The sequence below is a fragment of the Acidobacteriota bacterium genome, assembly GCA_039683095.1.
Lineage (GTDB): Bacteria > Acidobacteriota > Aminicenantia > Aminicenantales > Saccharicenantaceae > RBG-16-66-30.
Window position 1 is genome coordinate 34,562 of record JBDKSB010000004.1, and the last position, 16,755, is coordinate 51,316.

Annotated in this window: 11 protein-coding genes; 5 read left to right on the top strand and 6 right to left on the bottom strand. The window is 67.9% G+C overall.

The features are described from left to right. Positions 1–61 precede the first annotated feature (61 nt). Positions 62–3,193 (top strand): hypothetical protein, encoded by a 3,132-nt coding sequence (locus tag ABFD52_04485; protein ID MEN6560014.1) that lies wholly within the window; start codon positions 62–64, stop codon positions 3,191–3,193. Between the two features lie 71 nt (positions 3,194–3,264). Here the strand turns inward: ABFD52_04485 and ABFD52_04490 are convergent, their stop codons facing one another. From ABFD52_04490 to ABFD52_04510, 5 genes are all read right to left on the bottom strand, one after another. Then, positions 3,265–6,438, bottom strand: a complete 3,174-nt coding sequence (locus tag ABFD52_04490; GenBank protein MEN6560015.1) for a hypothetical protein — start codon at positions 6,436–6,438, stop codon at positions 3,265–3,267. 336 nt (positions 6,439–6,774) lie between these two features. Next, entirely contained in the window at positions 6,775–8,622 is a 1,848-nt protein-coding gene (locus ABFD52_04495; protein ID MEN6560016.1) for a hypothetical protein, read from the bottom strand. A 36-nt stretch (positions 8,623–8,658) separates the two neighbouring features. Beyond that, on the bottom strand, positions 8,659–9,111 hold the full coding sequence (locus ABFD52_04500; protein ID MEN6560017.1) for a hypothetical protein: 453 nt from the start codon (positions 9,109–9,111) through the stop codon (positions 8,659–8,661). A 129-nt stretch (positions 9,112–9,240) separates the two neighbouring features. After that, a complete protein-coding gene (locus tag ABFD52_04505) occupies positions 9,241–10,383 on the bottom strand; it encodes a mechanosensitive ion channel family protein (GenBank protein MEN6560018.1) in 1,143 nt (380 codons plus the stop codon). Continuing rightward, entirely contained in the window at positions 10,380–12,464 is a 2,085-nt protein-coding gene (locus ABFD52_04510) for an adenosylcobalamin-dependent ribonucleoside-diphosphate reductase (protein ID MEN6560019.1), read from the bottom strand. The genes ABFD52_04505 and ABFD52_04510 overlap by 4 nt, the downstream gene beginning before the upstream one ends. A gap of 238 nt (positions 12,465–12,702) precedes the next feature. Here ABFD52_04510 and ABFD52_04515 point away from each other — a divergent pair, with 238 nt between their 5' ends. Next, positions 12,703–13,236, top strand: a complete 534-nt coding sequence (locus ABFD52_04515) for a gamma carbonic anhydrase family protein (GenBank protein MEN6560020.1) — start codon at positions 12,703–12,705, stop codon at positions 13,234–13,236. 56 nt (positions 13,237–13,292) lie between these two features. Beyond that, positions 13,293–13,955 carry an HAD-IA family hydrolase gene (locus ABFD52_04520; protein MEN6560021.1) on the top strand — a complete coding sequence of 221 codons (663 nt, stop codon included), beginning with the start codon at positions 13,293–13,295 and terminating at the stop codon, positions 13,953–13,955. A gap of 57 nt (positions 13,956–14,012) precedes the next feature. Here ABFD52_04520 and ABFD52_04525 read toward each other — a convergent pair whose 3' ends face one another. Beyond that, on the bottom strand, positions 14,013–15,059 hold the full coding sequence (locus tag ABFD52_04525; GenBank protein ID MEN6560022.1) for a hypothetical protein: 1,047 nt from the start codon (positions 15,057–15,059) through the stop codon (positions 14,013–14,015). Positions 15,060–15,376: 317 nt separating this feature from the next. Here ABFD52_04525 and ABFD52_04530 point away from each other — a divergent pair, with 317 nt between their 5' ends. Together ABFD52_04530 and ABFD52_04535 are read left to right on the top strand one after the other, a co-directional pair. Beyond that, positions 15,377–16,105, top strand: a complete 729-nt coding sequence (locus ABFD52_04530; protein ID MEN6560023.1) for a C39 family peptidase — start codon at positions 15,377–15,379, stop codon at positions 16,103–16,105. Positions 16,106–16,386: 281 nt separating this feature from the next. Then, entirely contained in the window at positions 16,387–16,755 is a 369-nt protein-coding gene (locus tag ABFD52_04535) for a PilZ domain-containing protein (GenBank protein ID MEN6560024.1), read from the top strand.

The following is a 16,755-nucleotide window of genomic DNA, read 5'->3' on the forward strand; positions in this document are numbered from 1 at the left end:
CCCTCCCGCTGTTTTATCTATAATTTGGCCTATCGCTATTCTCCCCTCCAAGGAGGTCGGCATGAAGATCGGCGTTCGGACGGCCCTGCGGCTCTCCCTCGTCCTGGTCCTGATCACGGCGTTCAGCGGGGCGGTCGCCTCACCCCAGTCTCCCCAGTCGTCACAGGCGGCCCAGGCCCCCCAAGCCGCGCCTTCCGCCGGCCCGGACGCGGCGGCCCTGACCCGGCACCTGCGCTGGCGCTCGATCGGGCCGGCCAACATGGTCGGCCGCATCTCCGATTTCGAGGCCCTGGACAGCGACTTCTCCCAGGTCCTCGTCGCCACCGCCTCGGGCGGCGTCTTCAAGTCCGTCAACGCCGGGACGACCTGGGAGCCGATCTTCGACCGCTACGGCGCGGCCTCCATCGGCGACGTCGCCTTCTTTCAGAAGGACCCCGACATCATCTGGGTCGGCACGGGCGAGGAATGCGTGCGCAACAGCGTCGCCTGGGGCGACGGCGTCTACAAGTCGACCGACGGCGGCAAGACCTTCGCCCGCATGGGCCTCGAAACGACCCAGACGATCGGCCGCGTCATCACCCATCCGACGGATCCGAACATCGTCTACGTCGCCGCCTCCGGCCATCCCTGGGGCTACACCGGCGACCGCGGCCTGTTCAAGACGACCGACGGCGGCGCCACCTGGACCAAGCTCGCCGGCGGCCTGCCCAACGACGGCAAGACCGGGGCCATCGACCTGGTCATGCACCCGACCGACCCCGAGACCCTCTATGTCTCCTTCTGGCAGCGGCTCCGCCGGCCCTGGCGCTTCGACTCCGGCGGGCCGAACTCTGGCATCTTCAAGACGAACGACGGCGGCGCCACCTGGACCAGGCTCGTCCAAGGCCTGCCTTCGGGCCCGCTCGGCCGCATCGGCCTGGCCGTCTCCCGCTCGAACCCGCAGGTCCTGGAGGCCATCGTCGAGGCCCCCTTCCAGCCCCAGCCGACCATCCGCCAGGGGGGCGAATCCAAGCCCAACCCCGACTACGAGGACATGACCAAGCTCGGCAGCGGCGTCTACCGCTCCGAGGACGGCGGCGCCACCTGGAAGTTCATGAGCCGGCCGAACAACCGGCCGTTCTATTACAGCCACATCTATATCAATCCCCTCGAGGACAAGTGGGTCTACTCCCTGGCCACGGCCATGAGCTTCTCCGCCGACGGCGGCAAGACCTGGAGCCCGATCGGCGGCCTCCATCCCGACTTCCACGCGCTCTGGCTCGACCCGGCGAACAAGAACCGCTTCTACGTCGGCCAGGACGGCGGCGCCTCGCTGACCTACGACCACGGCAAGACCTGGGTCTTCTTCGACAACTTCACCGCGGCCCAGTTCTACGCCCTCAGCGCCGACATGCGCGACCCCTACTACGTCTACGGCGGCCTCCAGGACAACGGCACCTGGGGCGGCCCGTCCATGCACCGCGAGGGCCAGATCCTGACCGATTTCTGGTACAACATCGGCGGCGGGGACGGCTTCCACACCCAGAACGACCCGCAGGACTGGCGGACGGCCTACGGCGAGAGCCAGGGCGGCGAGATCCAGCGCGTCAACGTCGAGACGCGCGAGGCCAAGCGGATCAAGCCGGGCCCGGCGAACATCGTCAACTACAAGGACTTCTATCCGCCGGCCCCGCCGGAGAAGAAGGCCCCCGCGGCCAGGCCGGCGCTCAAGCCCCGGTCGAAACCGGCCGCCAGGCCGGGCATCCCGGCCCAGCCAGCGGGACAGGAGGCCGGCGGGCCGCCCTCGATGCGGCAGCCCCAGACTGCCCTGCGCTTCAACTGGTCGTCGCCCATCGTCCTCTCGCCCCATAATCCGGAGACGGTCTACATCGGCGGCCAGCACCTGTTCCGGTCCGTCGACCGGGGCGACCACTGGATGATCATCAGCCCCGACCTGACGACGAACGACAGCTCCAAGTACGCCCCCAAGAATCCGCCGGACGGGCCCGGGCCGACGGGCGGCCTGACGCCGGACGTAACCGGCGCCGAGACCTTCTGCACCATCATCACCGTCTCCGAGTCGCCGCGCGTCCCCGGCCTCATCTGGGTCGGCACCGACGACGGCAACGTCCAGCTGACCCGCAACGGCGGCAACGCCTGGACCAACGTCCGGCCGAACATCAAGGGCCTGCCCTCGGGCCTGTGGTGCAGCCGGGTCGAGGCCTCGCATTTCGACGAGGCCGTCTGCTACGCGACCTTCGACGGCCATCGCTCGGACGACTTCCACCCCTATGTCTTCAGGACGGCCGACTTCGGCGAGACCTGGACGGCCATCTCCGCCGGGATCCCGGACGGCCAGCCGGTCTACGTCATCCGCGAGGACCCGGTCAATAAGAACCTGCTCTTCCTGGGCACGGAGTTCGGCGTCTTCTTCAGCCGCGACGCCGGCGCCGCCTGGTCCAGCCTGCTCCTAAACATGCCCACCGTCGCCTTCCACGACCTCCTTGTCCATCCCCGCGACGGCGACCTAATCGCCGCGACGCACGGCCGCGGGCTGTGGATCCTCGACGATATCTCCGCCCTGCGCAAGGCCACCGACAGCGTCCTCGGCCAGGACGCGGCGCTCTTCGAGCCGGCCAAGCCGGGCACGCGCTGGCTGCGCATCCAGCGCGGCGGCTACGGCCGCGGCGATCTGTACTTCAAGGGCGAGAACCCGCCGGAGGGGGCCCTCATCGCCTATTATCTCAAGGATAAAGCCGAGGCCTCGGCGACGCTGGAGATCGCCGATCCCGCGGGCGCCCTGAAGACGACCTTTCTCCTCGAGGGCGCCGGGCCGGGCATCAACCGCCTGGCCTGGGACCTGCGCTTCGACCCGACCGCGGCCACGGTCCAGTCCCTGGTCCTCAATATCAAGCGGCAGATCGACACGGCCCTTCTCCGGGCCGGCCTCGCCGACGAGCAGAAGGCCTCCCTGAAACAGGCCCTGGCCGACCTCGACCGGTGGGGCACGAACTTCCGCAAGGTCGCCGAGATCCAGCGCCGGGTCCTGGCCGTCATCCTGCCCGGCGGCGGGATGTACGGCGGCATGGGCATGCGCGGCATGGGCGGGCCGCAGGCGGAGCCCGGCACCTACACCGTCAAGCTGACGGTCGGCGGCAAGGCCTACGCGGGCAAGGTCGCCGTCCGGCTCGACCCGATGCTCGAAGGGAAATAGAAACGGGAGGGGGCGCCCGCCGAGGGGCGCCCCCTTTTTACGATCGGGCCGGCGCTCGGCCGGCGCCTATCTCATTGCTTGAACAAGGGGTCGGGGCTGACCTTGATCGTCTTGGTGGCGACGTCCTTGCCGTCGACGTTCAGGGTCACCTTGTAGGCGCCGTTGTCGACCTGGTTCATCCGGCCGCGCATGCCGCCGGGCCGCGGGCCGGCTTGCTGGGCCGGATCGACGCGCCTGGTCAGGTTCCAGGAGGATCTCTGGAGGCCCTTCTTGGCCGTCCCGACGACCTCCTGGATGAGCGTCCCCTCGAGGTCCTTGATGACCAGCTTGACCGACTTGGGTTCGCCATTCAGATGATAGTAGAGGGTTGCCGCCACGGGCGGGTTGTCGCACTTGGCGAACTCGCCGTACTGCTCGCCGCTCTGGATGTAGCGGTTCCAGCGGATGACCTCCTTGGGGTCGAAGAGGTAGGCCTCCCGGGCCAGGTTCTCGGCCGTCATCTCCCTGAGCGGGGCGATGTCGGCCACGTAGATGCCGCGGCCGTAGGTGCCGATGGCCATCTCGCGGTCGCGCGCCTGGATGGCCATGTCGCGGACGATGACGTTCGGCGCCGACGTCGAGAACGGCGTCCAGGTCTTGCCCTTGTCGATGGAGACGTGGATGCCGAGGTCTCCGGAGATATAGAGGACGTTGGCGTTGTCCGGGTCCTCCTCGACGTCGAAGAGCGGGTTCTGGAGGCCGCCGGAGATGTCCTCCCAGGTCTTGCCCAGGTCATGGGTGACGAAGAGCCAGGTCCTGTCCTCGTTGTGGGTCCGGTAGCCGCTGAAGCCGGCGTAGCAGGTGTTCTCGTCGAAGCGGGACGGGACGACCCGCTTGACCCAGCGGTCGAACGGGATGAGGGCGCCCTTGGCCCCGGGCTTGGCCTTGCCGGTCCGCATGTCGTAGAAATTCGCGGTGATGTTGGTCCAGGTCACGCCGCCGTCGGGGGACATCTGGAGGTTGCCGTCGTCGGTGCCGGCCCAGTAGAGGCCGGGCTTCCTGGGCGATTCGGCGAAAGCGTAGATCGTCGCGTACTGGAGGTTGGTCTTCCTGGCCTCGTCGAGCCTGGCCTTGTCGGCCCTGGTCAGGTCGGGGCTGATGGTCACGAAGGTGTTCGGGTCGCCGTGGCTCAGGGAGCGGTGGACGAACTGCGAGCAGATGTAGACGATGCCGGGGTTGTGGGGCGAAAGGACGATCGGGGCGTTCCACTGGTAGCGCTGGGCCGGCATCCCCTTGGCCAGCTCGTCGGCCGTCGTCCGTTTGGCCAGCGGCGATGTCTCGCCGGTGAGGATGTTCTGGCGGCTGGAGGCGCCGAACTGGCTCTCGTAATAGACGTACTCGGGGTTCCACCAGTCGCGGACGACGTAGAAGGCGTCGCCGGTGGGAAAATAGCGCCAGTCGGCGGCGAAAACGCCCCAGGCGTTCCGGCTCTGCGACGGGCCGATCCAGGCGCCGTTGTCCTGGGTGCCGCCCATGACGTTGTAGGGCCTCTCGCTGTCGACCGCGACGTCGTAGAACTGCTGGGCGCTGACGGTCGCCTTCTGGCTCCAGTGCTTGCCGCCGTCCCAGGTCTCGCCGCAGCCGCCGTCGTTGGCGCTCAGGATGTGGCCGGAGTTCTGCGGATCGAGCCAGAGGGCGCGGTGGTCGACGTGGAGCTTGTAGGCCCCGCTGTCCCAGCCGGTGGCCTTGAAGGTCTTGCCGCCGTCGTTGGAGACGGTCACGTTGGTGTCGCAGGCGTAGAGGACCTGGTCGTTCCGGGCGTCGACGTAGAGCCGGGCGTAGTAGCCGGCCTCGGTCTGGTTGACCAGGCCGCTGCCGCCCTGGAGCTTGTACTCGGTCTTCCTGACCCAGGTCTCGCCCAGGTCCCCGGAGCGGTAGATCACGCCGGAGCGCTTGACCGGCTCCTGGTTGCGCAGGACGCCGCCGTAGAGCATCTCCAGGACGTGGCGGTTGACGACTTGCGAGCGGCCCTTGGCCTCGCTCGAATCGGCTTTCGGGGCCTCGCGCTTCTGGAGGGACTCGATCTCGGCGACGGCCGCGACGAGGGCCTTGTTCCTGGCGTAGGCCTTGCGGGCCGCGGCGTCGAACCTGGCCAGGTCGATCCCGGACTTCGCCAGGAAGTCCTTGTCGGCGATGATCTCGTTGAGCTTCTTGACGAGATCGGCCTCGTCGGAGGCGGCGATCGGCGTGAACTTGGGGGCCTGCCTGGCCAGCTCGGGATGGATCTTGAAGGCCTTGAACTTGCCGAAGCTCTGGCCCTCGGCGAACAGGCTGCCGCCTCCGAACCCGCCGCCGAAGCCGCCGGGGGCGCGGAAGTTGGCCGCGCCGTCGCGCTCGGCCAGGCCGAGGTTGACTTCCTCGTCGAGGCGGGCATAGACGATGTCCGGGTTCTTGGCGTAGATGGCCAGGCCGGCCCGGCCCATGTCGAGATCGACCGGCAGGCCCTGGACGAGCTTTCGCCAGGTCTTGCCGCCGTCGGTCGTCTTGTAGAGGTAGTTGCCCGGCTGGCGGTCGATGTAGGTCCAAGCCCGCCGGTAGGTCTTGTAGGCCTGGGCGATGACGACGTTGAAGTCGCGCGGGTCGACGGCGAAATCGCCGACGCCGCGGTCGTCGAGCGGCCAGAGCCGCTCCCAGGTCCTGCCGCCGTCGGCCGTCTTGTAGAAGCCGCGCTCGCAGTCCGTGGCGTTGTCGTAGAGCTTGCCCTCGGCGGCGACGTAGACGACGTCAGGGTCCTTGGGATCGACCTGGACCTTGTTGATGAAGAAGCTTCGGGTCAGGCCGACGTTCGTCCAGGTCTTGCCGCCGTCCGTCGATTTCCAGACGCCGTTGCCGTGCGAGCTGGCGCGGGCGTGCATCGGCTCGCCCGTGCCCAGGTAGAGGACGTTGTGGTCGGACGGGGCGACGGCGAGCGAGCCCATGCTCATGTTGCCGTACTTGTCGAAGATGGGCTCGAAATGGATGCCCGCGTCCTCGGTCTTCCAGACGCCGCCGCTGGCGGCCAGGACGTAGTAGGTCGTCGTCTGGCCGGGGGGAACGGCGAACTCGGCGATGCGGCCGGAGAAGTTGACCGGCCCGATCCAGCGCCAGGTCAGCTGGTTGAGGTCGTCGGCCGTGACCTGAGCCCGGGCCCGGACGGCGCCGGCGGAGCCCAGGACGAGGCCCAGGGCCAGGAAAGCGGCGAGGAGACGGGACAGGCGGGTAGACATCGACGGTCCTCCTGAGGGTTTCGGTGCGGGCGGATGCGGCATCGGCACGTTGTTCTTAGGACGACGGACGGCCGGGCTTTCTTCCCTGTCACGGGATCTTTCCGAATGCAAGGCGAGGGCGAAATTCATAACCCCGATCTTCGGCCGGAACCGGCCGGCGGGGGTTCCGGCGTTTGCCGGCGATCATCCGGGCCAACCACGATCCCGAGCCGCTTATCCCGACCGGCAAGCAGATTGAGAAAAGGCGGCAAAAAACCGGGGCCTAAAGCTGTTCCCGGCCCGCCGGATTCATGATATGCCCATTTTTATCATAGAGTTGCGTTAGCCAAGGCACGCTTAGACGGGAGGCCGGAGGCGCTTGTGGAACCACGGCTGAAGGGCCTTCATTTTAGCCTGCTGGGAGGCGGGGGCGCGGCGGCGGGCGGTGGCCCGTTCGGCGCTCCCCTCGGGGGCGCCCCAGCGGATCTCGATGCTGTCGTTGGGATTGTAGGCCGTCTCCAGGGCCGCCTGTCGGCGGAAGATCTCCCCGATCGTCAGAACGCGGCCGGAGCCGTCCGATCCCTTGTAGGCGATGGACAGCTCGCCGGCCCGCTTCCTCAAGAGGGCCTCGAGCTCACCCCGGACCTCGTCCGGCGACTTCCGGCCGCCCACGTCGAAAGAGGCCGGGTCGCGGGCGACCTTGTCCGGGAACTCGAGGATGGTGTCGATGGCGATGAGCAGGCGCATGTCGCGGTTGGGCGTCGAGAAGTTCTCCCAGGGCCCGAGCGACAGGAAAACCGACGCGCCCGAGGGCATGGGGATGACCGTTCCTGGATGGGCGGTCATGTAGGCCTCGCCGTTGGCCACCGAGCCGACCCGGACGATTAGCTGCTCGTGGAGGGCCTGGAAAAGGTCTTCGAGGGCCGCCCTGGCGTCGAGCGGGTCGGGATTGATGAGCTTTTCCATGATGGCGTAGAAATCCCGGCCCGGCATCCCCCGCTGCTGTAGCGAGAAGTCCCCGTAGTCGGGCCTCCCGACGATCTCCTTGTTCGTCAGGAAGCGCTGGCGGCCGGACTCGACGACGATCGGCCGGAAGGCCTTGAAGCCCGGCTGGCCGACGACGTCGCTGGTGGCGAAGAGGAAGTTCCCCTTCCAGAACCTCTTGACGCCGATCGTGCCGTCGGGCTGGGCGTCCGTCCCGAGGAGCAGGCCTGGTGACTTGCGGGTCTCTGGGACCCAGCGGACCAGCGTGTAGGTATGGCCGTAGGGGTCGGCGAAGACCGTGCCCGGCTTGAGGGCCCGGCGCGTCAGGGGCAGCGGATAATAGTCGGTGCCGTCGGCGTCGAGGGCGGTCCGGCCGTTTCCGGCGTGGACGACGTTCTTTATGAGGTTGAAGAAGGATTGCATTGCGGCAGCGGAGCGGCCCCGGTCCTGGCCCGGGGACCGCCCGGTCACGGCGTCGATGAACCGTTCGGCCCGGGGAGGCGACTCGAGCGTGCCCCAGCTCGTCTGGTGGAAGCCGAAGGGCAGGCCGAGCTTCCAGGCGAAATAGGCCCTCAGGAAGAAAGGGTTGTCGGCGCAGTCGGGCGTCAATTCCAGGGGGCGCGGGCCGGAAGGATCGTCCTCGCCCAGGCCCAGGTGGTCGTGGAGGATATTCCGGCCGCGATCGCGGGTGACCTCATGGAGGGCCTTCCAGGTCGAGCGCTCGTCGGCCTCCGCGTAGAGGGCCTCGATCCAGGCGGCATAGAGGCTTTCCGAGGCCCAGGACCAGCCCTTGGACACGTCGAGGGCCCGCGAGGGATCGACGACGGCTTCCTCCCGGCCCTCGGCCAGGACGACCGAGAACGGGCCTTTGGGGGCGCCGGCGAATTCCGCGGCGGCCCAGAACGGAGGCCCTCCTCCCTTCTTGACCGCGAGCGGCCTGGTCTCGCCGGAAGGGCCGCGGAGGACGAGCCGGACCTTGGCGGCGTCGGCCTCAAAGGCCGCCAGGACGCGCAAAGGCCGGCCCGGGCGCGGCTGGGCGGGCGAGACGAGGACGGCCCGCCGGCCGCCGAGCGCCGCGGGCGACGCCGCGCCGAGCGGGCAAAGCGGGACGAAGAGAACGGACAGGGCGACGACGGCCGCGAGATCGGCGGCAAGGGCGGAGGCCGCGGTCCGCGGCATCCGCCCGCGGACGTCGCGGCCATCGGGACGATCGGCGGTCATCGGAGCCGTGGGCGCCCGTCTCGGCCGGATCAGGCCTTAGAAGTAATACCGGAAGCCGACGGCCCCGGCCATCTGGAGCTCGGTCGCGGGAACGAGATCGAGCATGGGAACGACCTCGAGGAAGATCTCGACCGGCGTTTTAGCGAATTCGTAGGCGAGGCCGACCGGGATGCGCAGGCTGACGGTCGTGTCGTCGGCGAACTTGACCCGGGCGCCTAGCCCGTAGAAGAGCGACATCCGGCCCGTCTCGACCCGGAAGAGATTGAAATTGTGAAGGAGGACGTCGCTGTGGACCTGGAAGTACCCGCCGTTGACGAACGACCAGGCGGCCGCGGCGTCCCAGGCCACGGTCTGCTTGCTCCAGAGCTTGAAGCTCAGGCCCGTCGGTTCTCCGACGATGATCCCGACCCCGATGTTATGATTGCTGTCGGCGAACGTCAGGCCGGCCAGGCAGCCGAAAAGAACAAGAATGATCGCAGCTCTCTTCATGGTGATATGGCTCCTTGTGATATCCAGGTCGTTGAAAACATTATCACCAATCCCCTCCCCGGTCAAACCCCAAAAGGGGGACATTCAGGCCCGGATCCCTCTCCGGAGGCTCCGCTCCCTGCCGGTCCCTCAGCCCGCGGCTTTGCCGATCGTCAGCGGGCACGGCGGCTGGGCCAGGCCGATCCCCTCCTTGAGGTAGCGGTCGTGGAGCCGCTTGTAGAACTCGTGCCGGAGCCGGTACATCTCCTCGTATTCCTTGATCCGCAGGATGACCGAGAAGCGGACCCCCAGGTCGGTGAAGGCGTTGTAGCGGATGGCCGGCTCGAAGCCGGGGATGGCCCAGGCGGGATCGGCCAGGACCTCGCGGGCGACCTCGAGCGTCACCCGCTCGACCAGGGCCAGGTCGCTGTCGAAGGCCACCGCCACGGGCAGGAACAGGCCCATCTCGGTCTTCGGCAGGTGGGTGTTGGTGTAGATGGCCGCGGCCAGCTTGCTGTTGGGCACGATGACCATGCTGTCCTCCGGGGAAAGGATGGTCGTGTTGCGCCAGGTGACGTCGCAGACCCGGCCTTCCTGGCCGGTGTCGAGCCGGATGTAGTCGCCCGGCTGGATCTTCCGGGCCATGAGGATGTTCATCCCGGCGAAGAGGTTGGCCAGCGTGTCCTGGAAGGCCAGGGCCACGGCCAGCCCGCTGACGCCCATGGCCGTGAGCAGCGGGGCGATGGAGACGCCGAGATAATCGAGGACGATGAGGAAGGCCAGGAGGTAGACGACGAACGAGGCGAAGTTCTTGAAGATCGAGGTCGGCACGTGGACCTTGCGGTCGATGTAGACGTAGATGGCCCGGCGCGACATCCGGGTGAAGAAGATGGCCGCCGACAGGATGCCCAGGACGCCGGCCGCGCGGCGGGCCAGCATCAGCGGGTAGGGGCTCAACGGGACGATCTTGAGGACGATGCCCAGGCCGATGAGGAGGAACCACAGGACGACGAGCCCCCGCATCGACTCGACCAGGACGTCGTCCCAGAGGTTGGCGGTCCTCCTGGCCATGGCGTGGAGCGTCGAGCCGACGATCCGCTGGACGAGGAAGCCCAGCAGGAGCGCGGCGGCCAGGACGGCCAGCGTGATGAAGAGGTGCGACAGTTCGAGGGGCGGCGTCGCGACGGCGGGCGCGGCGGCCGGCTGGGCGGCTTGCCCCGCGGCTTGCGGGACGGCCTGCGGAGCCCGGATCACGGCCTTGGCGACGGCGCTGAGGAGGATCAGGGGGTTCATGCGCATTTGCTCCAGCCGCAATTGATGCAGACGGGGCACTTCTCGTCGGGGAGGAGCGCGCCGCAGATCTTGCAGCGAACGGTGTAGAAGTCCTTGGCGTTGTGCTTGACCTCGCCGAAGTGCTTTTCCAGGACCTTGGCGATGGCGTCGGGGATGGACTGGATGAGGCCGCCCTCGGTGAAGACGGGCTCGGAGCCGCCGATGCCCTTGAGCTGCGCGATGACCTCCTCCGGCTCGACGCCGCTGCGCAGGGCGGTCGAGATGAGGCGGCCGAGGGCCTCGGCGTCGGCCATCGTCGAATAGCCGCTCTTGCCGATCGAGGCGAAGACCTCGAAGGGCTTCTGGTTATGGAAGGAGATGGTGACGTAGAGGTTGCCGAAGCCGGTCTTGATCTTGTCGGTGACCGAGGGCAGCGAGTCGGGGCGGCCCTGGGGGTGGAGGACGTCCGTGCCGTCCTTGTAGAGGACCTGGCTCTCGCGGCAGCCGTCGCGGTAGATGGTGATGCCCTTGGCCCCCAGGTCCCAGGCCAGGCGGTAGGCTTTCTCGACGTCCTCGACCGCGGCCTCGTGGGGGAAGTTGACGGTCTTGGAGACGGAGTTGTCGACGTGCTTCTGGAAGGCCGCCTGGGTCTTGATGTGCCATTCGGGGGCGATCTCGTGGGCGGCCCGGAAGTAATCGGGCAGCGGCTTGCCGGGGTTCTTCTCCTGCCAGGCGGCGTAGAGCGGGTGGACGTCCCTGAGCTCGGCGTCGATGATCCGGGAGACGACCTCGAAGGCGAAGACGGGCTCGATCGACGAGGAGCAGCCGGCGATGCGCGAGATCGTCCCGGTCGGGGCGATGGTGAAGACCGTGGCGTTGCGCATCTTCGCGCCCCTGTAGGCCGACTGGGCGATGGCCGGGAAGGAGCCGCGCTCGACGGCCAGGTCGCGGGAGGCGTTCGAGGCCTCGGCCCGGAGGAAGGCGGCGACCTTGTCGGCCAGGGCCAGGGCCCTGGGCGAATCGTAGCGGACCTTCATGAGCAGGAGCAGGTCGGCCCAGCCCATGACCCCGAGGCCGATGCGGCGCGTCGACCGGGTCATCTTCTCGATCTGCGGCAGCGGGTAGCGGTTGACGTCGATGACGTCGTCGAGGAAGCGGACGCCGAGGCGGATGACCGAGGCGAAACGGGCCCAGTCGAAGCGGTCCTTCGCCCGGGCGTCGTAGAAGTTGGCCAGGTTGATCGAGCCGAGGTTGCAGGACTCGTAATCGTGGAGGGGCTGCTCGCCGCAGGGGTTGGTGGCCCGGATGGGGCCGAGCCCGGCGGTCGGGTTGGCGGCGTTGACGCGGTCGATGAAGATCAGGCCGGGGTCGCCGACGGCCCAGGCGGACTCGACGATGAGCTGGAAGATCTTGCGGGCGTCCCTGCGGCCGACGGCCGCGCCGAGATGCGGATCGACGAGGTCGTACTCGGCGCCGGCCTCGAGCGCGGCCATGAAGGCGTCGGTGACGGCGACGGAGATGTTGAAGTTCGAGACGGACGCGCCGTCGAGCTTCATCTGGACGAAAGCCTCGATGTCGGGGTGGTCGACGCGGAGGATGCCCATGTTGGCGCCGCGGCGGGTGCCGCCCTGCTTGACCGCCTCGGTCGCGGCGTCGATGACCTTGAGGAAGGAGATGGGGCCGGAGGCGACGCCCTGGGTCCGGCGGACGAAGCTGCCCTTGGGCCGGAGGCGGCTGAAGTCGAAGCCGGTGCCGCCGCCCTCCTTGTGGACGAGGGCCGCGTTCTTGACCGTCTCGAAGATGGCGTCGAGCGAGTCCTCTATGGGCAGGACGAAGCAGGCCGAGAGGCACATGCCGCGGCCGGCGCCGGTCAGGGTGGGGCTATTGGGCAGGAAATCGCGGTCGGCCATGATCCGGAAGAAGGCCTCGGCGCAGGCCGCGCGGCCCGCCTTGGTCTTCTCGGCGCCGGCGACGTAGGAGGCGACGCGGCGGAAGAGGTCCTCGGGGGACTTGTCGACGAGCTCGCCCTGGTCGTCTTTCAGGAAGTAGCGGGCCTTGAGGATCTTGAGGGCGTTCTCGGTGAAGCCGCCGGTCAAGGGCATGCGGGTCTCCAATCATTCACCCCAGATATAGTGGCGTCGCAAGGATAATACCAGAAAAATGGGGGACACGATACCTATTTCCTATTTTCCCGCCCGTTGAAAAAGCGGGATATGATACCATTATTCCCCCGGCGCGAACTCGACAATGAAGCGCAACACTTGACGCAAGAAACGGATATCATGTCCCCCATCTTCGATTTTCTGCTAAAATAGACGCCTTTCCGGGAAGGAGACATCAATGGGCGAATTCGGCACGGCGGACAAGCTCGGTAGGCCCGAGATCGCCGCGGGCGCATGGCTGGCCCCGGGGGCGGTCCTGGTCGGCCGGATCGTGCTGGGCCGCGGCGCCAGCGTCTGGTACGGCTGCGTCCTGCGCTCGGACATGGAAGGCGCTGAGATCGAGATCGGCGAGGACTCGAACATCCAGGACGGCACGGTCGTCCACGTCGATGTCAACCTGTCCTGCCGGGTCGGGGCCCGGGTCACTGTCGGCCACGGCGCCATCCTCCACGCCTGCACCGTCGAGGACGACGCCATGATCGCCATGGGGGCCACGGTCCTGTCCGGGGCCAAGGTCGGACGCGGTTCGATCGTCGCCGCCGGCGCCGTCGTCCCGGAAGGGATGGAGATCCCGCCCGGCGTCGTCGCCGCCGGCGTGCCGGCCAAGGTCCGCCGCGAGACTACGGATGAGGACCGCGCCCGCCTCGACCGCGCCTGGCGCATTTATCGAGCCCTGGCTGACTCGGCATCGGGCCAAGGACCGGAAAAATAGGAAATAGGTATTGTGTCCCGCATTTTTGGCAGGCGGGAAAACAGGGAACGGGTATCATGTCCCCCATTAAAGCGGTAATATTCGACCTGGACGGGACGCTGCTCGACACGATCGAGGACATCACCGAGGCGTCCAATCGCGTCTACGAGCCCCGCGGGCTGGGCACTTTCGGCATCGACGAGATGAAAACCCTTGTCGGCGAAGGCGCCGAGGAGCTTGTCCGCCGGGTCTTCGCCCAGCGCGGCAAGCCCTGCCCCTCCGAGGCCGCCCTGGCCGCGATCCTGAAAGACTATCGGCGCGAGTACGACGCCTGCTGGAGCGCCCACAGCCGGCCATACGCGGGCATCCCGGAGGCCCTGGCCGAACTGGCCCGCCGCGGCGTCAGGACGGCCGTGCTCTCGAATAAATCCCAGATCTTCACGGCCGCGATGGTCGAGAAGCTGCTGGCCCCTCACCGCTTCGACGTCGTCCGCGGCTCCCGGCCCGGCGTGCCCCTCAAGCCCGATCCGGCGGCGGCCCTGGCCACGGCGGTCGAGCTCGGCCTCGCCCCCGCGGCCTGCGCCTTCGTCGGCGACACCAACATCGACATGATGACGGCCCGCGCCGCCGGAATGCTGGCGGCCGGCGCCCTGTGGGGCTTCCGCACCGCCGAGGAGCTCCGCGCCAATGGCGCCGACATCCTGCTCAAGGACCCGCCGGAGCTGCTCGCTCTCCTCTAGCTTACGGCCCGTCCGGCCGGCCCATCCGGCCCCGGGCTGCCGCCTGACGGCCGTCCCCTACCTCTCGTATTCCTCCCGGCCGACTTGGCGCGTCAGCAGGTGCCGGACCGTATACCCCTGGAACCTCTGCCCCGCCGTCCCGGCCGCCGCGGCCAGCCTCGTTTCCGTGACGACATGCTCGTCCATCGTCACCTTCCTGACCCAGCGCCCGGCCAGATCGATATAGATGTCGCCGACGTATTGGGATCCGCCCTCGGTGACCATATCCCGGCCGTCCGGCTGGGGCATGATCATCTTCAAGGTGCTCTCCCCCGAATCGTAGCCAACGACGGCGCAGGCCGCGCCATCGACCAGCCCGATCCCCTTGAAGGTCAGCCGGACGTCGCCGTTCCGGAAAGCCGAGCCTTCCCTGATCGCGCTCCCCAGGTTGACCGGCGGCTCGGTGAAGGCCGACGCGTGCCGGACGGTCTGACCGATCGCAGTCAGGTCCTGGATGCCTTTTCCGACCTCCACCGGCCTGGCGAACTCGTCGTTGAAAGCATGGAAATCAATGAAACTGTTGTAGATGGGATAATTCCCGATCCCCGGGATCTTCCTGCCCGTGTTCGTGACGAGGGCCTCGAACTTATCGTGCGGGATGCCCAGCACCTGGCCCTTCTCGTCCCGGCCGCTCGCGTTGCTCTTGAACACGTAGCTCCAGCCGGCGAGCGAGGGGATCGTTTCCGGCTCCCCCTCCCCGGCCCGGACGATGAACTGGCGCACGGTGTATTCGTCCCCGCCCTTGCCCGAGAGCGCCGCCGGAACGACTTTCATCTTGACCGTGTAAGTCTCGATCCCGGTCCGCCGGCCGTCGAACCCGAAATGGACGAACTCGGTCCGTTGGACGTAATAGCGGACCTCCGGCGCGACCGGCCCGGCCAGGTCGAACGGCCCGGCCAGCCCGGCCAGGCTCTTAGGCAGGCCGGTCGCAACGGCCGGCCCGGCCGGCGCGCCGGCCGACGCCGTACCGCTCCCGGCGGCGGCGGCGCCGCCGCTCGCGCCGGTCAACGCCGCCAGCGTCAGGACCGCGGCGAACAAGCTGATGAGCCGAGTTCTCTCGATCATATCCACTCCTCCGTTCGTCGGGCGATCTCCGCCCCGTTATTACGCCCTATTATAAGGTTTTTCCGATCCCGGGTTATCCTCTTCTCCGGCCCCGGCGCAAGATGCCTGCTCCGCTCCCCGATCTCCGGGTGCCGGCAACCTGACTCCTGGGCGCGTCCGGGCAAAATCGCGGCTGGGCGAACGGAGCCGCTCCGCGGGCCGTTTTCCGCGCCGCATTCCCGGCGCCGCATTCCCGGCGCCGCCCGCCGGCGGCCCTTGACCGCGCCCGCGTCATCGCCCATGATAGGAAAGCCCGGATCCCGTAACGGAGGAAAACCATGACCGCCAGCCGCGCCTCCCGCGTGATCATCGTGGTCATCGTCGCGCTTGCCGCTCTCTTCGCCGGATTCCTCGCCGGCAGGGCCACAGCTCCCGCCCGGCCGTCCGGCGCCGCGTCCGGCGCCGCGGCGGCCATGGCCGCTTCCCCGGCCGCTCTTATCCCGGCCACTCTGCCCTTCGCTGCCGTCCCCGACGTCCGCCAGAGCACCGGCTATACCTGCGGCGCGGCCGCGCTCCAGGCCGTCCTCGCCTATTGGGGCATCGATGAGCGCGAGGACCGGCTGGCCGCCCGCCTGCGGACCACGCCCGAAGCCGGCACTCACCCCGACGCCATCATCCGCGGCGCCCGCGAGCTCGGCCTGACCGCCGACCTCCGCGAGGGTCTGGAGATGGCCGACCTCGAACGCGCCCTGGCCGACGGCAGGTCGGTCATCGTCGACCTCCAAGCTTGGCGCGACAGCCCGGATGCGCCCTGGACCGAGACCTGGGACGACGGCCATTACATGGTCCTGCTGGGCATGGACGCCGCGAACCTCTATTTCGAGGACCCCTCTCTCCTCGGCGCCCGCGGCGTCATCCCCCGGGCCGAATTCGTCGACCGCTGGCACGATTACGAGGGCGAGCCGCCCCTCGACCCGTCAGACCGGAGGTACGTGCACATGGCCATCTTCTTGAAGGGCCGATACCCGGCTCCGGCGCGTCCGGCCGCTTTCGAGCCTGTCCGCTGACAGGAATATCCCTGCCCGATCGGCTTTTTCGGGGGAAAAACGTCCCTTTTATTGATTGAAGCGCCTGCCTGATCCGTCCCATCATTTTTATTCTCTATAGCTTGCGTTAGCCAAGGCGCCTTTGAAAGGGGGCCCTCTCTTCTGGGGTCAGGGGAGGGGACGGATATTCCCCCCCCCAATCACCCCCAGCGGCGATGGACGGCTTCCCAGCCCGCCTTAAAATCGGTCCGTAGTCACGATCGCCGGGCCTTGTCCGGCACGGGGACCGAACAGAGAACGCCATGCGAGAGAACAGGAAAGACAAGCGGATCGCCGAGGAGAACCGGGTGACGATCGAGCTCGCCGGTCCCTCCCCCGCCGACGAGCCGCGCCTCGTCAACGCGCTGACCAAGGACATCTCCCTCGGCGGCGCCCGGATCGTCACCGACCGGTTCTTCGAGGTCGGCTCCTCGCTCCGCATGACGCTCTACCTGTCCAAGTCCAAACAGATCGTCAAGGCCCGGGCCGACGTGCGCTGGAACCGGATGATCGAGGACGGCCTCTACGAGATGGGGGTCGAATTCGAGCACGGCATCCCGACCGGCGTCCTGGTCCTCATCAATCATCTTTACGGCAAGGGGCAGGCGATTCCCTCGTCCGTCCAGTTCTAA

Bases quoted from the DNA above. Each gene is read 5' to 3' on its own strand.
- ABFD52_04510 (MEN6560019.1), bottom strand. From the start codon at position 12,464: ATGCCCTTGACCGGCGGCTTCACCGAGAACGCCCTCAAGATCCTCAAG.
- ABFD52_04500 (MEN6560017.1), bottom strand. From the start codon at position 9,111: ATGAAGAGAGCTGCGATCATTCTTGTTCTTTTCGGCTGCCTGGCCGGC.
- ABFD52_04490 (MEN6560015.1), bottom strand. From the start codon at position 6,438: ATGTCTACCCGCCTGTCCCGTCTCCTCGCCGCTTTCCTGGCCCTGGGC.
- ABFD52_04495 (MEN6560016.1), bottom strand. From the start codon at position 8,622: ATGACCGCCGATCGTCCCGATGGCCGCGACGTCCGCGGGCGGATGCCG.
- ABFD52_04515 (MEN6560020.1), top strand. From the start codon at position 12,703: ATGGGCGAATTCGGCACGGCGGACAAGCTCGGTAGGCCCGAGATCGCC.
- ABFD52_04535 (MEN6560024.1), top strand. From the start codon at position 16,387: ATGCGAGAGAACAGGAAAGACAAGCGGATCGCCGAGGAGAACCGGGTG.
- ABFD52_04485 (MEN6560014.1), top strand. From the start codon at position 62: ATGAAGATCGGCGTTCGGACGGCCCTGCGGCTCTCCCTCGTCCTGGTC.
- ABFD52_04525 (MEN6560022.1), bottom strand. From the start codon at position 15,059: ATGATCGAGAGAACTCGGCTCATCAGCTTGTTCGCCGCGGTCCTGACG.
- ABFD52_04520 (MEN6560021.1), top strand. From the start codon at position 13,293: ATGTCCCCCATTAAAGCGGTAATATTCGACCTGGACGGGACGCTGCTC.
- ABFD52_04530 (MEN6560023.1), top strand. From the start codon at position 15,377: ATGACCGCCAGCCGCGCCTCCCGCGTGATCATCGTGGTCATCGTCGCG.
- ABFD52_04505 (MEN6560018.1), bottom strand. From the start codon at position 10,383: ATGAACCCCCTGATCCTCCTCAGCGCCGTCGCCAAGGCCGTGATCCGG.